This is a genomic window from Bacillus sp. 522_BSPC, from assembly GCF_001076885.1.
GTDB lineage: Bacteria > Bacillota > Bacilli > Bacillales > Cytobacillaceae > Niallia > Niallia hominis.
Genome location: NZ_JVDT01000013.1, coordinates 1 through 17,960 on the forward strand (window position 1 = coordinate 1; position 17,960 = coordinate 17,960).

The following is a 17,960-nucleotide window of genomic DNA, read 5'->3' on the forward strand; positions in this document are numbered from 1 at the left end:
CAAAAAGGATATTTATTCTCCCACAAACATTTTACTCATACATAGCCAAAAGAAACTAGCAAATATCCTTAAAGCAGTGGATATTGCTAGCTTCCTTTGGCTTTTCTAAAAAAACTGCCGACTAACTATTATTAGCCCGACACCTATTATTACCCAACATATGTTAATCTTTCACTATCTCGGAACACTTTATCAATCGTTCCACCACCTAAGCATTCTTCTCCTTGATAGAATACGACTGCTTGTCCTGGAGTTACAGCACGAATTGGTTCATGGAAAATAACTTTCACCGTTTTTTCATCGATAACCTCAACTGTCACTTTATTGTCTGGCTGACGGTAACGGAATTTAGCTGTACATTCAAAAGATGTACCAATTCTATCGTTCGATACCCAGCTAACATTCGTTGCAATAATGCTGTCAGAATAAAGTAATTCATGATGGAATCCTTGTCCAACATATAGGACATTTCGTTGTAAATCCTTGCCGATTACAAACCAAGGATCTCCACTTCCACCAATGCCTAAACCATGTCTTTGCCCAATTGTATAATACATAAGTCCATCATGGCGGCCAACTATTTCTCCATCCATTGTTTCCATATTCCCTTTTTGAGCAGGAAGATATCCACTTAAGAATTCTTTAAAATTACGTTCTCCGATAAAGCAAATACCTGTACTGTCTTTTTTCGTAGCAGTTGCAAGATTTGCTTTAGCAGCAAGTTCGCGAACCTTTGATTTTTCCATTCCACCAATAGGAAACATTACTTTGCTTAATTGTTCTTCTGTTAATTGATTTAAAAAATACGTTTGGTCTTTATTATCATCTTTCCCTCTAAGCATGCGCACTTGTCCATCTTCTCTAACCACTTGTGCGTAATGTCCTGTTGCTAAATAATCTGCCCCAAGACTCATCGCATGCTCTAAGAAAGCTTTAAACTTAATTTCTTTATTACACATAACATCAGGGTTAGGCGTTCTACCTGCTTTATACTCTTCTAGGAAATAAGTAAATACTTTATCCCAGTATTGTTTTTCAAAGTTTACTGCATAATAAGGAATTCCTAGTTGATTGCAGACGCGGATAACATCTTCGTAATCTTCTGTAGCTGTACAGACACCAAATTCATCTGTATCATCCCAGTTTTTCATGAAAATTCCGATTACATCATATCCTTGTTCTTTTAAAAGAAGTGCTGCAACAGACGAGTCAACTCCACCGGACATCCCTACTACAACACGTGTATCTTTTGGTGCTTTTTCCATTTCTATTTCCCCTTCAGCCCTTCCCTTTTCATGGAAGGGAAGGTTATTATTTTGTCAGACGGTTAATGATTTTAACTAACTCATGACCGACCTTTTTTATTTGTTGTTCTGTATTATTTAAACCAAAGCTAAATCGAATCGAATTTTTTGTTCTTTCCGATTCTTTTCCAAACATACTCACTAAAACATGGGATGGTTCAATTGATCCAGCCGTACATGCTGAACCACTAGAGGCAGCAACACCAGCTAAGTCTAGATTAACTAACATCGCTTCAACATTTGTACCAGGAAAGCTTAAGTTTAAAACATGTGGTAGGGTATTATCAACTAATCCGTTTTGCTCAAACGAAATATTATTTTCCTTTAAGATTTCAATCAGCATTTCCTTATATTTTTTATATTGCTCTCTCTTCTGTACTCTATCCTGTTCAGCAATTTCTACCGCAAGCTGAAATCCAGCTACAGAAGGTACATTTTCTGTCCCAGCTCTTCTTTTTTTCTCTTGCTCTCCACCAAATAGTTGGGGATTAAGCTTTATACCGTTTCTTACATATAAAAACCCTATTCCTTTAGGTCCGTTAATCTTATGAGAAGATACAGATAAAAGATCGATATGCTGTTCTTTCACATCAATTTCTTCTAAACTATAGGCTTGTACAGCATCTGTATGCAATACAGCTGGATGATCTTTTAACATTAAACCAATTTCCTTAATTGGCTGAATGGAGCCTACTTCATTATTGCCATACATAATAGTAACAAGAATGGTATCTTCTCTTAATACCTTTTGAAATTCATTTAAATCAATTACTCCATTTTCGTTTACAGGAAGATAAGTAATTTCATAGCCTTTTTTCTCTAATTCCTGGCAGGCATGCAATACAGCGTGATGCTCGATTTCTGTCGTAATAATATGTTTCCCTGTAGCTTCTTTGCTCTCTGCAATTCCAAAGATTGCGTAATTATCAGCCTCTGTGCCACCACTTGTGAAAATAATTTCATTTTCATGTGCACCAATGCTAGAAGCAATTACTGCTCTTGCATTATCTAAAATATTTCGCGCCTGTCTTCCATAAGAGTGAATACTAGAGGGATTTCCAAATTGGTCTTTCATGATTTCATACATTCTGTCAATTACTTTTGGATGCATGGGCGAAGTCGCCGCATGATCCACATAAATATGTTCCAAGTTATTCACCTTCATTTAGTTAGTTATCTTTTGTAATCACTATTTACACATATTTTGTTGTTTTTACAGGTTCATGTAAAAACCAGTCCGTGCCATACGTTTCAAATACTATCGAAATAAAATAATTTCAAAAAATTTTTATATATAAAACATATAACCATCCGTACTGCCATCTTCTTTGTGATTAGCGAGGTCTTCAATTGTTGTTGAATCCAGCACATCCTTTACCGCATCTCTGATTTTCATCCATAATGCTTTTTTGGCTGGTTCCTCATCTTCAATTCCTTCTACTGGGCTAATAGGTCCTTCTAATATGCGGATAATATCTCCAGCTGTTATTTTATTTGGATCATCTCCTAAAACATAGCCGCCATAAGCTCCCCGAATACTGCGTACATATCCTGCGTTACGCAATGGTGCAACTAATTGCTCCAAATAATGTTCCGAAAGATTATTTGCTTGTGCAATGGACTTTAAAGAAATCGGTCCTTCTCCATGTTTCTTTGCTAATTCCATCATAATCGTTAATCCATATCTTCCTTTAGTCGATATCTTCATTATTTTGCCTCCCGCTCCATTTTCGGTTGTTGAATGTTTTTCCCTGTTCTCACGTTTCGATTCAATATATAGGCCGTCCATTTTGTACACTGTGGAATACTCCACCCGGCAATTCTCCCTATTAAGATAGCATAAATAATGGTTCCCCATGAAACCGGTCCACCTAAGATCCATCCTATTATTAAAACCATGGCTTCCATAAATAATCTAGTCTTCGCAATGCTTCCACCAAATTTTTCAGACAAGACAATCATTAAACTATCTCTTGGGCCTGCCCCAAGTTTTGCAGAGATATAGATTCCCATTCCATATCCCATTATGATTAATCCTATTAAAAACATGATCCATCTGTTAAATAGTGCCGATGGAGTAATCATAATAGGAAGAAGCAAAAAGAAATCAATAAATATTCCTACTAGCACCATATTTAATAGTGCTCCAAATGGCGGGAACTTTTTAGAAAGAATGGCTGCAATTAATAATATAAAAAATCCGACTATAATTGCCCAGCTACCAATAGTTAAGCCAAATTGAATATGCAATCCAATATTTAAAATGTCCCAAGGGGCTGATCCTAAATTTGCTGTAATAACTAAAACAATACCTAATGACATAATCAAAAGCCCTAAAATAAAAATGATTAGTCTTTCAACTGGTTTATCCTGTCTTATTAAAGATTTCATTTGCTGCCCCTTTTACTTTTCCTATATTATGTGTTTCTATCTGTCTAATTACCATTAAGCATTATAGCATATTTACTAATGAATTGTTGAGAAGAAAACCTAGTCTCCGTTCAATATCCAGTATAATTATTTTATTTCCTATCTATTCAATAGGGTATCATATTTTTTCCGTTTCTATCTAATCAGCGGATTATTGTATTTCTATTTAACCTGCTTTACTATTATTTTTAGTTATGGCATCTCCTCATCCATGGAAAAAGAAAGAATTTCTTCTCTGAAAAAGAAGAAATTCTTAATGGTTATTGTTTTTCTTCCATTATCCTAATTGCTGATAAAACCATAATTTTTATTCCATGAAGCAAGCTATTTAACTGAAAATGCATGTCTGGATGATGGAGACCTGGCTCTAAATCAGTTCCTAAGCCAATCATTGTTGTTTGAAGATGGCTATTTGCTTTCGAATAATAATGAAAATCTTCCCCACCAGGTGTCACCGGTGGTTTAACTAACCCTTTCTCGCCAAGGATCTCTTTAATGCTCTTAGCTACTATCCCTTCCATCCATTTATTAGGATTTGCTGCAGGCATTTCTGATAATAATTCTAATTCTACTTTTGCACCATTTACTTCTCCAGCTAATCTTATTTCGCTTTCTAGTTTAGCAATAAGTTCCTCCATTGCCTCATTCGTTTGTGCTCGAACATCTAGTCCAAACTCCGCATAATCTGGAATAATATTAAAATTCTTTCCTCCCGCTTGAGCAAATGTTAATTTTGCCGATGCCGGAATAACCGGATTTAACGGGATGGAACGAATAGCTAAATTAATTGCTGTTAGGCTATCAATCACATTTATTCCTAAATGAGGTCTTGCTGCATGTGCCTGCATTCCATAAATTTTCCCTTTAATGCTTGCTGCTGCTCCATGATAAATAGCTGGAGAGCATTCGCCAAATCTCATTTCCTGAATTGGTCGTACATGTAGCCCTAATAAATAATCCACATCTTCTAAAAGTCCTTTATTGATAAAAGAAATCGCGCCACCACCAGTCTCTTCTGCTGGCTGAAAAAAGCATTTAATGCTAGCTGTTGGTTCTACGCCTAATGCCTTTAAACACTTTAATGTAAAAATTAAAATAGTCGTGTGTGCATCATGACCACAGGAATGATTTGCTTTCCATTCTCCGTTCACTTGCTGCCATAAAGCATCCATATCTGCGCGAAGACCTATGACAGGTCCGTTTCCATCCCCAAAAGAACCTACTATTCCTGTCTGATCATCAAATATTTCATAAGGAATCGATAGCTTCTCTAATTCACCCTTTATAAATTTTGTGGTTTCTATTTCTTCCCAACTTATTTCAGCATTTTCATGAAGATAGTGATACATTCCCAATATATTCTCTCTTTGTTGGTCTACCCAATGGTCTATTTCTTCCCGCATTTTCACCCTCCTATTGTTATTCCACTACACAATTATTATTGATTCCTTAATTATGAAAGTTTTTTGTTAAACAGAGCTAACAATATAATAGTTCACTAACTTATTTGTTGTTTGAAATGATTTCACCTTATACCCCTTTTTAAACAGAAGCATAAATGCATCTCTTAGTATGAAACGCCACTTTTCTGCTATCATAAAGTTTCTTTCTTTTATCATATGTATATTGTTTGGAACAGGAATCTTATAATAATCAACTTGTTCAGAAATTGTTTCTAACGAGGAGGGGCTAGGTATATCTTCAACCATCTTCCATGAAACACAAGATTGAATTTGCTCTTCTAGTGGAACATAATCAACAGAACTTTTTTTAAGATCCCATTCTAATACAAATCTGTCAGAAGGTAAGCCACCATTTAATTCATCATTCATTATTCCGTAATGATTAGGATAATAGGTTTTTACTATCCCGCCAAGTTTTGCAATATTAAGATAGGCATTCCTTGATTCTAATGGATCAAAAGTCCATATGATTTTTTTGTATCCCTGTCTTAATGCTAGTTCTTTTTGCTTTACTTTCATCTTATAGCCTAATCCACCATCTCGAATTTGTTGCTTAACAGCCATCATATGTGACACTAGATAGGCTTCATTTTGATAAAATCCAGGAAACCCATAACAAAAGCCAACTAATTCTTCCTTCAAAAACACTCCAATGATGATTCCGCCGTTATGAAGAGAAGCGACTAAAAATGGATAAGGCGTTGTATTCTTTTTGTTCCAAATGTCATCTTGAAATTCTACGACCTTTTGTATGTCTTTTTTATCGGTGACCTCTCTTATTATATAGGGATGCATCCATCATTTCCCTCCCAATCTCTCATACGGTTTTACTTTCATAAACTTTCGTAGTTAACAAGTATTTATTAATGACTTCCTTATTCAACTTAAAACCAATACCATCACCAGTCGGAACATCAATCTCTCCTGGCCTAGACAAAGTAACCTCTGGAAAAATAATATCTTCTTTCCAATATCGATTAGATGCAGATGTGTCTCCAGCGATTGTGAAAGAAGGTAGGGTTGTAATGGCAATATTGTGGGCTCTTCCAATTCCACCTTCCAGCATCCCTCCACACCAAACTGGAATGCTATGTTTTTCACATAAATCATGTATTTTTTTGGCTTCTGTCAGTCCCCCAACACGACCAATTTTAATGTTAATAATTCTACAGCTTCCTAGTTCAATCGCTTTGCGTGCATCTTCTACCGAATGAATACTTTCATCTAAACATATAGGGGTTGCAAGCTCACTCTGTAATATCGAATGATCAATAATATCATCATAGGCTAACGGCTGTTCAATCATCATTAATTTAAGTGGATCCATTTCTTTCAGTCGCTCAATATCTGCTAGCGTATATGCAGAGTTAGCATCAGCCATTAAAGGAATATCGTAGCCAAATGTTTCCCGAATTTTAGTCAATGGCTCTAAGTCATATCCTGGCTTAATTTTTACTTTGATCTTTTTATAGCCTTCCGATAGGAATCGATCCACTTTTGATAGGAGCTTGTCTGTCGTCTCTTCGATACCTATACTTACTCCTACAGCAATGGATGAGCTTACTCCACCCAGTGCTTTTGAAAGAGAAATCCCCTTTTTCTTACTATATAAATCCCACACAGCTCCTTCTAATGCTGCTTTTGCCATATTATTTCGTCTAATAGGCGCAAATCTTTTAGTAACATCATCTGGATGATTAATTTCCTCTTTTAACAATAGTGGAATTAGAAATGCATCTAGCATATAGGAAACAGTTCCTGTTGTTTCTTCACTATAGGTTGGATCTGGCAAAGCAACAGACTCCCCATACCCAATGTGCTCGCCACTAAATATTTTTATAATGAGAAAGTCCTTCTCTAAGAGTTTCCCAAAGCTTGTCTCAAAGGGACTCACCAATGGCATTTTTACATGTTGAACTTCTATTTTATCGATTTTCACCTTTTCACGTCCTTCTCTTCTATTCTCTTTCTTCTATTTTAATAGTTATTTGAATTTTGTGTACACTTTTCATTCGATTTTCGAAATTTTTTCTAGTAAAAAGGACGTTAACATTTCAGACAAGTCAAAAAAGGATAGAAAATCTTATCTATCCTTTTTAAAACCAGCTAATTTTTCATAAATTGCGCCAAGTTTCTTCTCTTCTCCTGCTTCTGTTGGATGATAATACTGTGTTCCTTTGAGCTTCTCTGGTAAATATTCTTGATCGACCCAACCACCAAATGTTCCAATGGGATGGTCATGTGGGTAAATATAGCCAACATGTCCTAGCTTTTTGCTTCCTTCATAATGTCCATCTCTTAAATGCATGGGAATATCTCCAACTCTGCCACTGCGGACATCTGCTATTGCTGCATCTAATGCTTTATAGGCAGCATTGGATTTAGAAGATAAACACATCTCAACCACTGCTACAGATAGAGGAATTCGCGCTTCTGGAAGCCCTAATCTTTCACTCGCTGTTACAGCCGCTAATACATTATTCCCGACAGATGTTTTCGCAAGGCCAATATCTTCATAGGCAATTACGAGTAATCTTCTATTTACTGCCACCAAATCTCCTGTTTCAAGTAAATGGGCCAGATAGTAAAGGGCTGCGTCGACATCACTACCACGGATGCTTTTTTGAAGACTAGATAAAAGGTTATAGAAATGCGAACCTTTTTTATCGCCAAAAACGCCAACCTTTTCTATCATTTGGTCAATTGTTTCATCCTTGATAGTAAAAATGCCGTCCTCTTTATCTGATGAATAGACAATAGACTCTAGAAGAGTTAATGATTTTCTTGCATCCCCATTTGTACCTTTTGATATTCGCTTAATTTGCTCCTCACTAATTTGAATGGAAAGATTTCCTAGCCCTCTTTCTTCTTTTAAAGCTCGATGCAATAATTCTTCTATATCGCTATCTGTTAATCTTTTTAACTGTTTAATTTGTCCACATCTGCTTCTGATCGCAGGGTTCACATCATGATAGGGATTTTCTGTTGTTGCACCTATTAGAACAATATCCCCTCTTTCTACATGAGGTAATAAATAATCCTGCTGGGCTTTATTAAAACGATGAATTTCATCTAAAAAAAGAATGACTTTACCTGTCAATCTTGCTTCATCCACTACAGCTTCTACATCTTTTTTTCCTGATGTAGTCGCATTTAGTGCAATAAAGGGAAGCTTTGTTGTACCAGCAATGGCAAAAGCAATCGAGGTTTTGCCAATTCCAGGTTCACCATATAGAAGCATAGATGGAACATGTCCATTTTTAATCATTTTATATACACTTGTTGTTTTACCAATAATTTCTTTTTGACCAACTACTTCATCAAGATTAGTAGGGCGCATTCGATATGCAAGTGGTTCCCCGTTCATTTATACACCTTCTTGTTTAACTTCTTTCATTTATTATATCGTAAAAGAAGAATAGAAGAAAAAAGAATGAAAGTCAAAAGAACCTTCATTCAAAAAATTATGCTGCCACATCTCTCTTCTTAAATACCCAAAAGGCTAAACCAATGAACACAATAAAGTAAACGGATAGCATAGTAATGGAGAAAGTCAACGTCATGCCGCTTACCAATGGTGTTCCTTCAAAATACTGTGTCAAATCTGTATTAGCAAATAATAAAAATTTAGCCCAATCAAACCAATTGGCTAACAATACGGTTACTGTACTCCCCATAAACATTAAGAAAATGGAAATACCGATTGCAAGAGAACTGTTCCGGAAAACTGACGATATCATAAACGCCATCGTAGTAAGCATAAGGAGACTAATTGAATTTAGCCCATAAAAACTAATTAAATGAAGGAGCATGCTTTGTTCCTTCACTATCCCATTATTGTAATGTAAATACGGATATGCATCATCTGGAAGACCAAATAAAATAGCTCCTAGAATAAACGAAAAGGCAAACACGACAAGTATGGATAACAAACCGAATAGCAATACCGTTAAATATTTGGATAGTAATATCTTCGTTCTCTTCAAAGGTCGGATAAGCAGAAGCTTTACTGTCCCCCAATTAAACTCATTTGCGACTATTCCAGCAGCTATAATAATCATAAATAAACCGGCGATACTAATTAACTGGATACAATCAGAAACAAAATCCCATGCAGAATACTCTACATTTGTACTATAATCATGCTTTATTCGATACTCATTTATCGTCATTTCCTTTGTATAATATTCTCTCATTTCGGTTGGAAGATGTTCATCCTCAAGCATTTCTTGGTAGCGTTTATTTTCCAATTCAAGACCATGCTTCCAGTTTTCATTATCTGGAACAGAAAATCCGCTAGATTGATATTTATTAAATGCTCCAAATAGTAGAACAGCAAGTAATAAGATACCAATCATCACTAGTGTTGCTGGACGTTTCCAAATTTTCATCCATTCATTCCTTATTAACTGAATCAAAATTATTCTCCCTCCTTTTGATTAGTCAATTCCAAGAATCGATCCTCTAATGTTTTTGAAACTTCTCTTATTCCAAAAATATCAATATTGTGTATGACAAGGGTTTTAATTATTTCTGGTATTTTTTCCTTCGATACAGTAATTAGAATTCCTTGTCCCCTTTTAATACATAGCACATCAGATGAAATTTCTTGTAAGTGATTTATCGCTTCATCAATAGGATTTAGCTCTATTTCAAACACTTGCTCAACGGCAACAAAGTCCTTGACTAATTGTACATCAACTAGTCGCCCATCTTGAATTATGCCAATTCGGTCACACATCATTTCCATTTCAGATAATAAGTGGCTTGAAACAATTACTGCCATATTTCTTTCTCTTGCTAGCATTCTTAAATGATCCCTAATTTCTCGTATCCCGGCTGGGTCTAAACCATTTGTTGGTTCATCTAAAATCAATACCTTCGGATCATGCAAGAGGCTTTGAGCAAGACCTAATCGTTGTCTCATTCCGAGTGAATATGTACGCACTTTGTCATGGATTCGATCTGTTAATCCAACTAATTCAACAGTTTCCATTATTTTCTCTTTAGATATCCCCTTCATCATTCTTGCATAATGTATGAGATTCTCATACCCACTTAAAAATTTATACATCTCTGGATTCTCTACAATTGCTCCTACATGCTTTATTGCTTCCTCAAATTGATCGCGGACACTCTCGTTACAAATATAAATATCTCCATCACTCATATTTATTAATCCAACAATCATACGTATTGTTGTCGTTTTACCTGCACCATTTGGACCAAGAAAGCCAAATACTTCTCCCGCTTCTACCTGGAAACTTAAAGAATCAATTATTTTTCTACCCTTTATTACTTTAGAAACATTTTTTAATTCTACAACGGAAGACAATATCTCTACCTACCTTTCGTTATTGTATATTTTCTTCATCCACTCAACTATCTATTTTTTATTAGCCTTATTAAAGAAACCTTAGAAACTAACTCATTGTATTAGTTTACTATTTGGTTCACACTGATACAATAGGCTATGTTCATTGCTAATGGATAGTTTCTCTATTAAAACAAAAAGGATGACCTCTATTGTTTATGAGATCATCCTTTTTTAATTTTAACTATTATTTAAAGAATGGCCAAAATAAAAGCTTATTTTTCATCCTTAACACGTGTAATTTTTATATCCGTTAATAGCTCTTTAACAACATGACTCGCCATTATTAAACCAGCTACAGAAGGAACAAAAGCATTAGAAGAAGGCGGCATTTTCGCCTTTCGAATTGGCGCATTATCTTTTCCGACCACTTTACGAACATCTTCGAGAATGACTATTGGACTTTCATCAGAGAATACAACATTAATCCCTTTTCTAATTCCTTCTTTACGAAGTCTTGTTCGAATTACCTTTGCAATTGGATCTGTATGTGTTTTACTGATGTCTGCAATTTGAAAACGGGTTGGATCCATTTTATTTGCTGCTCCCATACTTGAAATAATTGGGATATTTCTTTGTAAACATTCTTTCATTAAATGTATTTTATAAGAGATTGTATCGGAAGCATCCATTACAAAATCTAAGCCATATGCAAAAATTTCTTCATACGTTTCTTCTGTATAGAACATTTTCAACGCAATTACTTCACAGTCTGGATTAATATCTGCGATACGTTCTTTCATAATATCTACTTTAGGACGACCAACAGTGGATAATAATGCAATTACCTGTCTGTTGACATTCGTAATATCTACATCATCTTTATCGATTAAGATTAATCTTCCTACGCCTGAACGAGCTAACGCTTCTGCAGCAAATGAACCTACGCCCCCGATTCCTAGAACAGCCACAGTGCTGTTTTTCATCGTCTCTAGCCCTTCTTTACCAATAGCTAACTCATTTCTCGAAAATTGGTGCAACATTTGTTTTCAACTCCATTTAATTTTTCCTAAGCAATTATGTTTACATATTCCCTTATCAGGAACTTTCATTCAGAAAGAATAAATTATTACTTATGAAATATATCATAAATTTTTATCAGCTACCACTACCCTTTCCTTGTTCCCGATAAGAATTAAATTTTATTACTCTCCTTTTATGATAGCTGTTAATAATGAGCGTTTTCTTAAAACAGCAATGGAACAAAATATATCATTCAGTCTGCGGTTAATTACCACAACCGTCTTTTTCAACATTCATAAAAAACCCAAACAATTATATGAAGCATTATCTTCGCATAATTGTTTGGGTTTATATTTGGAATACTTTTGTCTCAGTATCTTTCTTCCGATTATTTATCTAGTTTTAACTGTAAATGTAAATCAGTTAATTGATTTTCACTTACTTCACTTGGAGCATTTGTCATAAGACAGCTCGCACTCGCTGTTTTAGGGAATGCAATTGTATCACGAAGATTGGTGCGACCAGATAACAACATAATTAAGCGATCTAATCCGATTGCAATTCCGCCATGTGGTGGTGTGCCATATTCAAAAGCTTCTAACAAGAAACCGAATTGTGCATACGCCTCTTCCTTCGTAAATCCTAATAAGCTAAACATTTTCTCTTGAATGTCTTTTTCAAATATACGCAAGGAGCCTCCCCCAAGCTCATAGCCATTCAGCACAATATCATATGCTTGTGCTTTCACCGCTTTAGGATTCGTCTCCAGCAATTCTAAATCAGTTCTTTGGGGCATTGTAAATGGATGATGTGCTGCATAAAAACGGCCTTCTTCTTCGTCATATTCAAATAATGGCCAATCTGTAACCCAAAGGAAGTTAAACTTGCTCTGATCAATTAAATCTAGCTCTTTCGCTAATTTTAAACGTAACGCTCCTAATGCATCGGCAACAACGTTCTTTTTATCAGCAACGAATAATAATAGGTCACCAGCTTCTATTGATAAAGCTTGCTCTAATCCTTTTTGCTCTGTTTCGGAAATAAACTTAGAGATAGGTCCTTTTAATCCATCTTCTTCTACTTTTAACCAAGCAAGACCTTTTGCTCCATATACTTTTACAAACTCTGTTAATGCATCAATATCTTTACGAGAATACTTACTGCCAGCATTTTTTACATTAATTGCCTTTACTTGGCCACCTGTTTCAACTGCTGAAGCAAAAACCTTAAAGCTTGAGTCTTTTACAATTTCAGAAAGATCTACTAATTCCATTTCGAAACGAGTATCTGGTTTGTCTGATCCATATCTACTCATTGCTTCATCATATGGCATTCTTGGCATTGGTAAAGGAACGTCTATTCCTTTTACTTCTTTCATGATTTTTGCCATCATTTTTTCCATCATGCTCATGATGTCCTCTTGACTCATAAAGCTTGTTTCGATATCAAGCTGTGTAAATTCCGGTTGTCGATCTGCACGAAGGTCTTCATCGCGGAAACAACGAGCGATTTGATAGTATCTCTCTACGCCACCAACCATTAATAATTGCTTGAAAATTTGCGGTGACTGAGGTAGTGCGTAAAATTCACCTGGATGCACACGGCTTGGTACCAAATAATCCCTTGCCCCTTCAGGCGTGCTTTTCGTTAAAATTGGTGTTTCGATATCTAGGAATCCTTCACTATCAAGATAATCTCTCATCACTTTTGTTACTTGATGACGCATTTTCAATGTTTCAAACATAACAGGTCTTCTAACATCTAAATAACGATATTTTAAGCGTACATCTTCTGCAACATCTGTTTGATCAGAAATAACAAAAGGAGGAGTTTTCGCTTCATTTATGATTTTAATTTCATCTGCAATTATTTCGATTTTTCCTGTTTGAATGTTTTCATTGACTGTACCTTCTTGACGTGCAACTACTTTACCTTTTATATCAAGAACAAATTCATTTCTTACCTTATCAGCGATTTCGATTGCAGCTTTATTAATTTCTGGATTAAACACTACCTGTACTATACCAGTACGATCACGTAAATCAATAAATATTAGTCCGCCAAGGTCTCGTCTCTTTTGTACCCAACCCTTTAAAACAATACTTTCACCAATCGATTTTTCTGTTACTTCTCCACAAAAATATGTTCTTCCAAACATGAAGTATCCTCCCTATTGTCAACAATTGTATATGCCCTTTTTAATATTCCTACTGAGTCATTCATATGTTTTATTTTTAACTGTTTTCCATTGAAAACAGCCCTAAGATATGCTTAAAATGCTTCAAAATCCTTTAATGCATTTACAAGCTCCGTTAAATCTATTTCCTTTTGTTTTCCTGTTTCTAACTGCTTTAAGTTAATTTTGTTGTTTTGTAGTTCATTTTCTCCTAAAACAGCTACATATTTAGCATGGAGACGATCAGCAGCTTTAAATTGAGCTTTTACTTTCCTGTCAAGATAATCTCTTTCAGCAGAGAAGCCAGCTTGTCTAAGCTCATTTACTAATCCTACCGTATAATCCATTGCTTCTTCACCTAATGAAACTAAATAGCAATCCACTTTCTTTTCAATAGGTAATTTAATTTTTTCAGCTTCAAGGGCTGCAAGTAGTCTTTCTAAGCTCATTGCAAAGCCAATACCAGGAGCTTCTGGACCGCCTAGCTCTTGTGTTAAGCCATTGTATCTGCCGCCACCACATAACGTAGTAATCGCCCCGAATCCTTCTGCTTCACTCATTATTTCAAAAGCAGTATGGTTGTAATAGTCTAGACCTCTTACAAGGTTTGAATCTACTACAAAAGGAATATTTAAAGCTGCTAAATATTTTTGCACTTTTTCAAAATATGCCTTTGATTCTTCATTTAAATAATCTAATATCGAAGGAGCAGATTGCATTAACGGATGGGTATGATCTTTTTTGCAATCTAAGATTCTCATTGGGTTTTTTTCTAATCTTGTTTGACAATCATGACAGAATTCCTCAATGCTCGGTTTAAAGTGGGCCATTAATGCTTCACGATGAGCTTGTCTGCTTTCTTTATCACCTAAGCTGTTAACAACAACTTTTAGCTTCGATAACCCCATTGTTTGATAAACGGAAAAAGCAAGTGCTATAACTTCTGCGTCAATTGCAGGATCTTTACTTCCAATTGCCTCCACACCAAATTGAACAAATTGACGAAAGCGTCCAGCTTGTGGTCTTTCATAACGGAACATTTGTCCTAAATAAAAAAGCTTAATTGGCTGGGAAGCATATCCATGCATTTTATTCTCAACAAATGAACGAACAACCGCTGCTGTTCCTTCAGGTCTTAATGTTAGGCTTCTTTTTCCTCGATCCTCAAACGTATACATTTCCTTTGTAACAATATCTGTTGTGTCCCCAACGCTTCGTAAAAATAACTCTGTATGTTCAAATATAGGAGTACGGATTTCACTGTATTGATATCGATCACAAAGCTGTTTAATTTTTTCTTCAACATATTGCCACTTTTCTACAGTACCTGGCAAAATATCTTGGGTTCCTCTTGGAATATTAATATGCATTTTATGTATCCTCCCTGCTATTAAAAAGCGCCTATGTCTGCGCTGTATTCGTATAATTTCAAATAAAAAAATCTCGTCCCTTGCATCCATCTGAATACAAGGGACGAGATTTTTCCCGTGGTACCACCCTAATTGAAGATTTTCTTAAATCTTCCACTTTGCAGTTAACGCCTGCTCACGTTTCTACCTACTTTATGAAGCAAAATATTTTCAGAAGAAAGCCTCCCAGAGTGTTCTTTCTCTATGGCATCATGTAGAAATGCTTGCAGCCTAATGGACATTTCCTCTCTGTTCATGTGTTTCATAGATACTTTTCTCGATCAATGGCTTTACTAGATTATTTATTATTATCTCATTAATAATAAATAGGAACGATTATATTGTCAATAGGGTACAAACATGATTTTCCTACAGTTTATAATTTCCCTAATTGTTTCTTTAGTTTTTTTACTTCACCTAATGAAAGACCAAATTCAGATGCAAGTTCAACTGCATTAGAAGAATTTCCTTCTCTTTTTATGAAATCGTGAAAATCTACACCTAGTAATTTGGAATCAATTTCACTAACTGATAAACTTTTTTCGCCAAATCTCATGCATTTCACCCTTTTTTCTGTTATTTTTTTATAGTATTACCATGAGTAGCTAAAAAATATCATCAAAAATAAGTTTCTTGTCTAAATTTGATTAGAAAAAAGAAGAATATCTTAAAGGAATCTATATTCTAAATGAAGAATCCTATTTAAGTGCAAATTTATTCTAGTCATCATTAGACGATTTATGGAAGGAGTGCAGCTTGTTTGAAGAATATGAAATGGATGCTATTCCTTTTAGTCAGCATCTTCTTCATTCCTACACATCAACTTGTATCAGCAGAAAATCAATTAACCGTTCAAGCGAATACGGTGGTAAATGTTAGAGAAAATCCCGGGCTTGATCAAACCGTAATTGGAAAAATGGAGATAGGAAAAGCGTATCCCTTATTAAAAGAAGAAAAGGATTGGATAGAAATTCAATATACTTCTAGTTCTACTGGATGGGTTGCTGCTTATTTAGTAACAAAAAATGGTCAGAACACTGATAATGGAACAATAGAAACGGAACAGTCCACTTCTATTTCAACGAAAGCGACCATCACAGAAAATGGTCTCCGCTTACGAAAAGGACCTGGTACGAATTACCAAGTCATTACAACTTTAGGAAAAGGGATTGAGGTTACTGTTCTTTCCACTAGTGGAGATTGGTATCAAATCAAAACAAGTTTAGGATCTGGCTGGGTACATAATGATTATCTTCAATTTGGAAAGTCCGAAAGCCAATCAAGTACAATTGAGGAGACGGAAGATTCTAATCTGCAATCAGCGACTGTTATAGAGGATCAAGTTAATCTTCGCAGTAATCCATCTACAAACGCTGATATCATTGGCAAAATCAGTATAGACACTGTAATTACCATTATAGAAGAAGAAACGGAATGGGCAAAAATTCAATACTCTGGTAATATTGGCTGGGTACATAAAGACCTGTTAGAAAGTGGTGATATCGAAAGCAGAAAAGGACAAAAAACAGATAAAACGATTAAGCTTCTTTATGACAGAACAAATATTAGAAGTGATGCAACCGTAAATTCAAAGGTTTTACTTATTGCAGATAGCGGTGCAACCTTTCAAACCGTAGAAGTACTGGATGATTGGTATAAAATTAAGCTTTCAAACGGTGAATTCGGATATATTGCAGAATGGATTGTAGAAGATATCGCAACAGAAAGCGAAGATGCTAATGAAGGAAATTCTACTGATTTAAAAGGAAAGACCATTGTTTTAGACCCTGGTCATGGAGGAAAAGATAGCGGCACAATTGGGGTAATAGGTACATTAGAAAAGGATTTAAATCTTCGTACAGCTAAATTGCTTGCCAATAAACTAGAAGCTTCTGGCGCAAACGTAATCCTTACCAGAAAAGATGATATATTTATATCACTGCAAAGCAGGGTCGATATTAGTCATTTCTATCATGCCGATGCTTTTATCAGCCTTCATTATGATAGTATTAATGATAGCTCTGTTAATGGTGTCACTAGCTATTACTATACATCTAATCAGAAAAAACTTGCTACTAGCTTACATAAAAGTATTATTGATGCAACAAATCGAAAGGACAGAGGTGTTAGAAAAAATGAGTATGTTGTTCTAAAGCAAAATAGACAAGCAGCAACTCTATTAGAATTAGGCTATTTAAGTAATCCTGCTGAGGAACAAACTATGCTTTCTAGCAAATATCAAGAAACCATTTCTACGGCTATTTATCATGGTTTGGAGAATTATTTTAGTTATTAAGTTATGAAAAGGAAAAAACTTAACATAAGCAAAAAAGAACTTTCAAAGGATCAAATTCTTTGAAAGTTCTTTTTTATTTTCTTTTTTAGTAGTAGGATTATTTACTATCCAATATCAGTGTTACAGGTCCGTCATTGACTAGATGTACATCCATCATGGCACCAAATATGCCTGTTTCGACGGTTAGGCCGTGATTACGTAAAAGCATATTAAATTGGTCATATAGCTCTTTTGCCTGATCTGGTTTTGCTGCATTCATAAAATTGGGCCTTCTCCCTTTACGAGTATCTCCATAAAGGGTAAACTGAGAAATCGAAAGAATCGAGCCTTGTCTATCCAAAATACTTTCATTCATCTTCTCGTTTTCATCCTCAAATACGCGAAGATGGGCAATTTTATCTGCAAGATATTTCGCATCCTCTAGCACATCGCTATGTGTTATGCCAACTAGAAGAACAAAGCCTTTCTCTATAGATCCAACTACTTTTCCATCTACTTCTACCATTGCTTCTTTTGACCTTTGCAATACGACACGCATATCATTA

General features: G+C 35.3%; 16 protein-coding genes and 1 other annotated feature. Of the genes, 1 reads left to right on the forward strand and 15 read right to left on the reverse strand.

Translation table 11 applies throughout. The features are described from left to right. Positions 1–149: 149 nt before the first annotated feature. The 14 genes from mnmA to ADJ83_RS01425 form a co-directional block, all read right to left on the reverse strand. Positions 150–1,265, reverse strand: coding sequence for a tRNA 2-thiouridine(34) synthase MnmA (gene mnmA / locus ADJ83_RS01360; protein WP_031540594.1), 1,116 nt, complete (start codon positions 1,263–1,265; stop codon positions 150–152). A 46-nt stretch (positions 1,266–1,311) separates the two neighbouring features. Beyond that, positions 1,312–2,454 carry a cysteine desulfurase family protein gene (locus ADJ83_RS01365; protein ID WP_031540595.1) on the reverse strand — a complete coding sequence of 381 codons (1,143 nt, stop codon included), beginning with the start codon at positions 2,452–2,454 and terminating at the stop codon, positions 1,312–1,314. A 138-nt stretch (positions 2,455–2,592) separates the two neighbouring features. After that, the gene (gene cymR, locus ADJ83_RS01370; RefSeq protein ID WP_031540596.1) at positions 2,593–3,012 is read right to left on the reverse strand and encodes a cysteine metabolism transcriptional regulator CymR; all 420 of its coding nucleotides are present in this window, start codon (positions 3,010–3,012) and stop codon (positions 2,593–2,595) included. Next, the gene (locus ADJ83_RS01375; RefSeq protein ID WP_031540597.1) at positions 3,012–3,695 is read right to left on the reverse strand and encodes a YczE/YyaS/YitT family protein; all 684 of its coding nucleotides are present in this window, start codon (positions 3,693–3,695) and stop codon (positions 3,012–3,014) included. Before ADJ83_RS01375 ends, cymR begins: the two co-directional genes overlap by 1 nt. Positions 3,696–3,994: 299 nt before the next feature. Beyond that, a complete protein-coding gene (locus ADJ83_RS01380) occupies positions 3,995–5,137 on the reverse strand; it encodes a M20 peptidase aminoacylase family protein (RefSeq protein WP_035416894.1) in 1,143 nt (380 codons plus the stop codon). Positions 5,138–5,203: 66 nt separating this feature from the next. Next, positions 5,204–5,992, reverse strand: coding sequence for a GNAT family N-acetyltransferase (locus ADJ83_RS01385; protein WP_035416896.1), 789 nt, complete (start codon positions 5,990–5,992; stop codon positions 5,204–5,206). Positions 5,993–6,014: 22 nt separating this feature from the next. Continuing rightward, a complete protein-coding gene (menC, locus tag ADJ83_RS01390) occupies positions 6,015–7,136 on the reverse strand; it encodes an o-succinylbenzoate synthase (protein ID WP_031540600.1) in 1,122 nt (373 codons plus the stop codon). 144 nt (positions 7,137–7,280) lie between these two features. Next, positions 7,281–8,564 (reverse strand): replication-associated recombination protein A, encoded by a 1,284-nt coding sequence (locus ADJ83_RS01395; RefSeq protein ID WP_031540601.1) that lies wholly within the window; start codon positions 8,562–8,564, stop codon positions 7,281–7,283. A 97-nt stretch (positions 8,565–8,661) separates the two neighbouring features. After that, positions 8,662–9,615, reverse strand: coding sequence for an ABC transporter permease (locus ADJ83_RS01400; protein WP_031540602.1), 954 nt, complete (start codon positions 9,613–9,615; stop codon positions 8,662–8,664). Positions 9,616–9,617: 2 nt separating this feature from the next. Continuing rightward, positions 9,618–10,532, reverse strand: a complete 915-nt coding sequence (locus ADJ83_RS01405; RefSeq protein WP_031540603.1) for an ABC transporter ATP-binding protein — start codon at positions 10,530–10,532, stop codon at positions 9,618–9,620. 254 nt (positions 10,533–10,786) lie between these two features. Then, on the reverse strand, positions 10,787–11,554 hold the full coding sequence (locus ADJ83_RS01410) for a tRNA threonylcarbamoyladenosine dehydratase (RefSeq protein ID WP_031540604.1): 768 nt from the start codon (positions 11,552–11,554) through the stop codon (positions 10,787–10,789). Positions 11,555–11,922: 368 nt separating this feature from the next. Further along, a complete protein-coding gene (gene aspS, locus ADJ83_RS01415; RefSeq protein ID WP_031540605.1) occupies positions 11,923–13,692 on the reverse strand; it encodes an aspartate--tRNA ligase in 1,770 nt (589 codons plus the stop codon). A gap of 113 nt (positions 13,693–13,805) precedes the next feature. After that, complete coding sequence (gene hisS / locus ADJ83_RS01420; RefSeq protein ID WP_031540606.1) at positions 13,806–15,080, reverse strand: histidine--tRNA ligase; 1,275 nt, start codon at positions 15,078–15,080, stop codon at positions 13,806–13,808. 96 nt (positions 15,081–15,176) lie between these two features. Beyond that, positions 15,177–15,413: a binding site (T-box leader), on the reverse strand. 82 nt (positions 15,414–15,495) lie between these two features. After that, positions 15,496–15,675, reverse strand: coding sequence for a hypothetical protein (locus ADJ83_RS01425; RefSeq protein ID WP_031540607.1), 180 nt, complete (start codon positions 15,673–15,675; stop codon positions 15,496–15,498). Between the two features lie 213 nt (positions 15,676–15,888). Here ADJ83_RS01425 and ADJ83_RS01430 point away from each other — a divergent pair, with 213 nt between their 5' ends. Continuing rightward, positions 15,889–17,415 carry an N-acetylmuramoyl-L-alanine amidase gene (locus tag ADJ83_RS01430; RefSeq protein ID WP_031540608.1) on the forward strand — a complete coding sequence of 509 codons (1,527 nt, stop codon included), beginning with the start codon at positions 15,889–15,891 and terminating at the stop codon, positions 17,413–17,415. Between the two features lie 97 nt (positions 17,416–17,512). Here ADJ83_RS01430 and dtd read toward each other — a convergent pair whose 3' ends face one another. After that, positions 17,513–17,953 carry a D-aminoacyl-tRNA deacylase gene (dtd, locus tag ADJ83_RS01435; protein WP_031540609.1) on the reverse strand — a complete coding sequence of 147 codons (441 nt, stop codon included), beginning with the start codon at positions 17,951–17,953 and terminating at the stop codon, positions 17,513–17,515. Positions 17,954–17,960 lie beyond the last annotated feature (7 nt).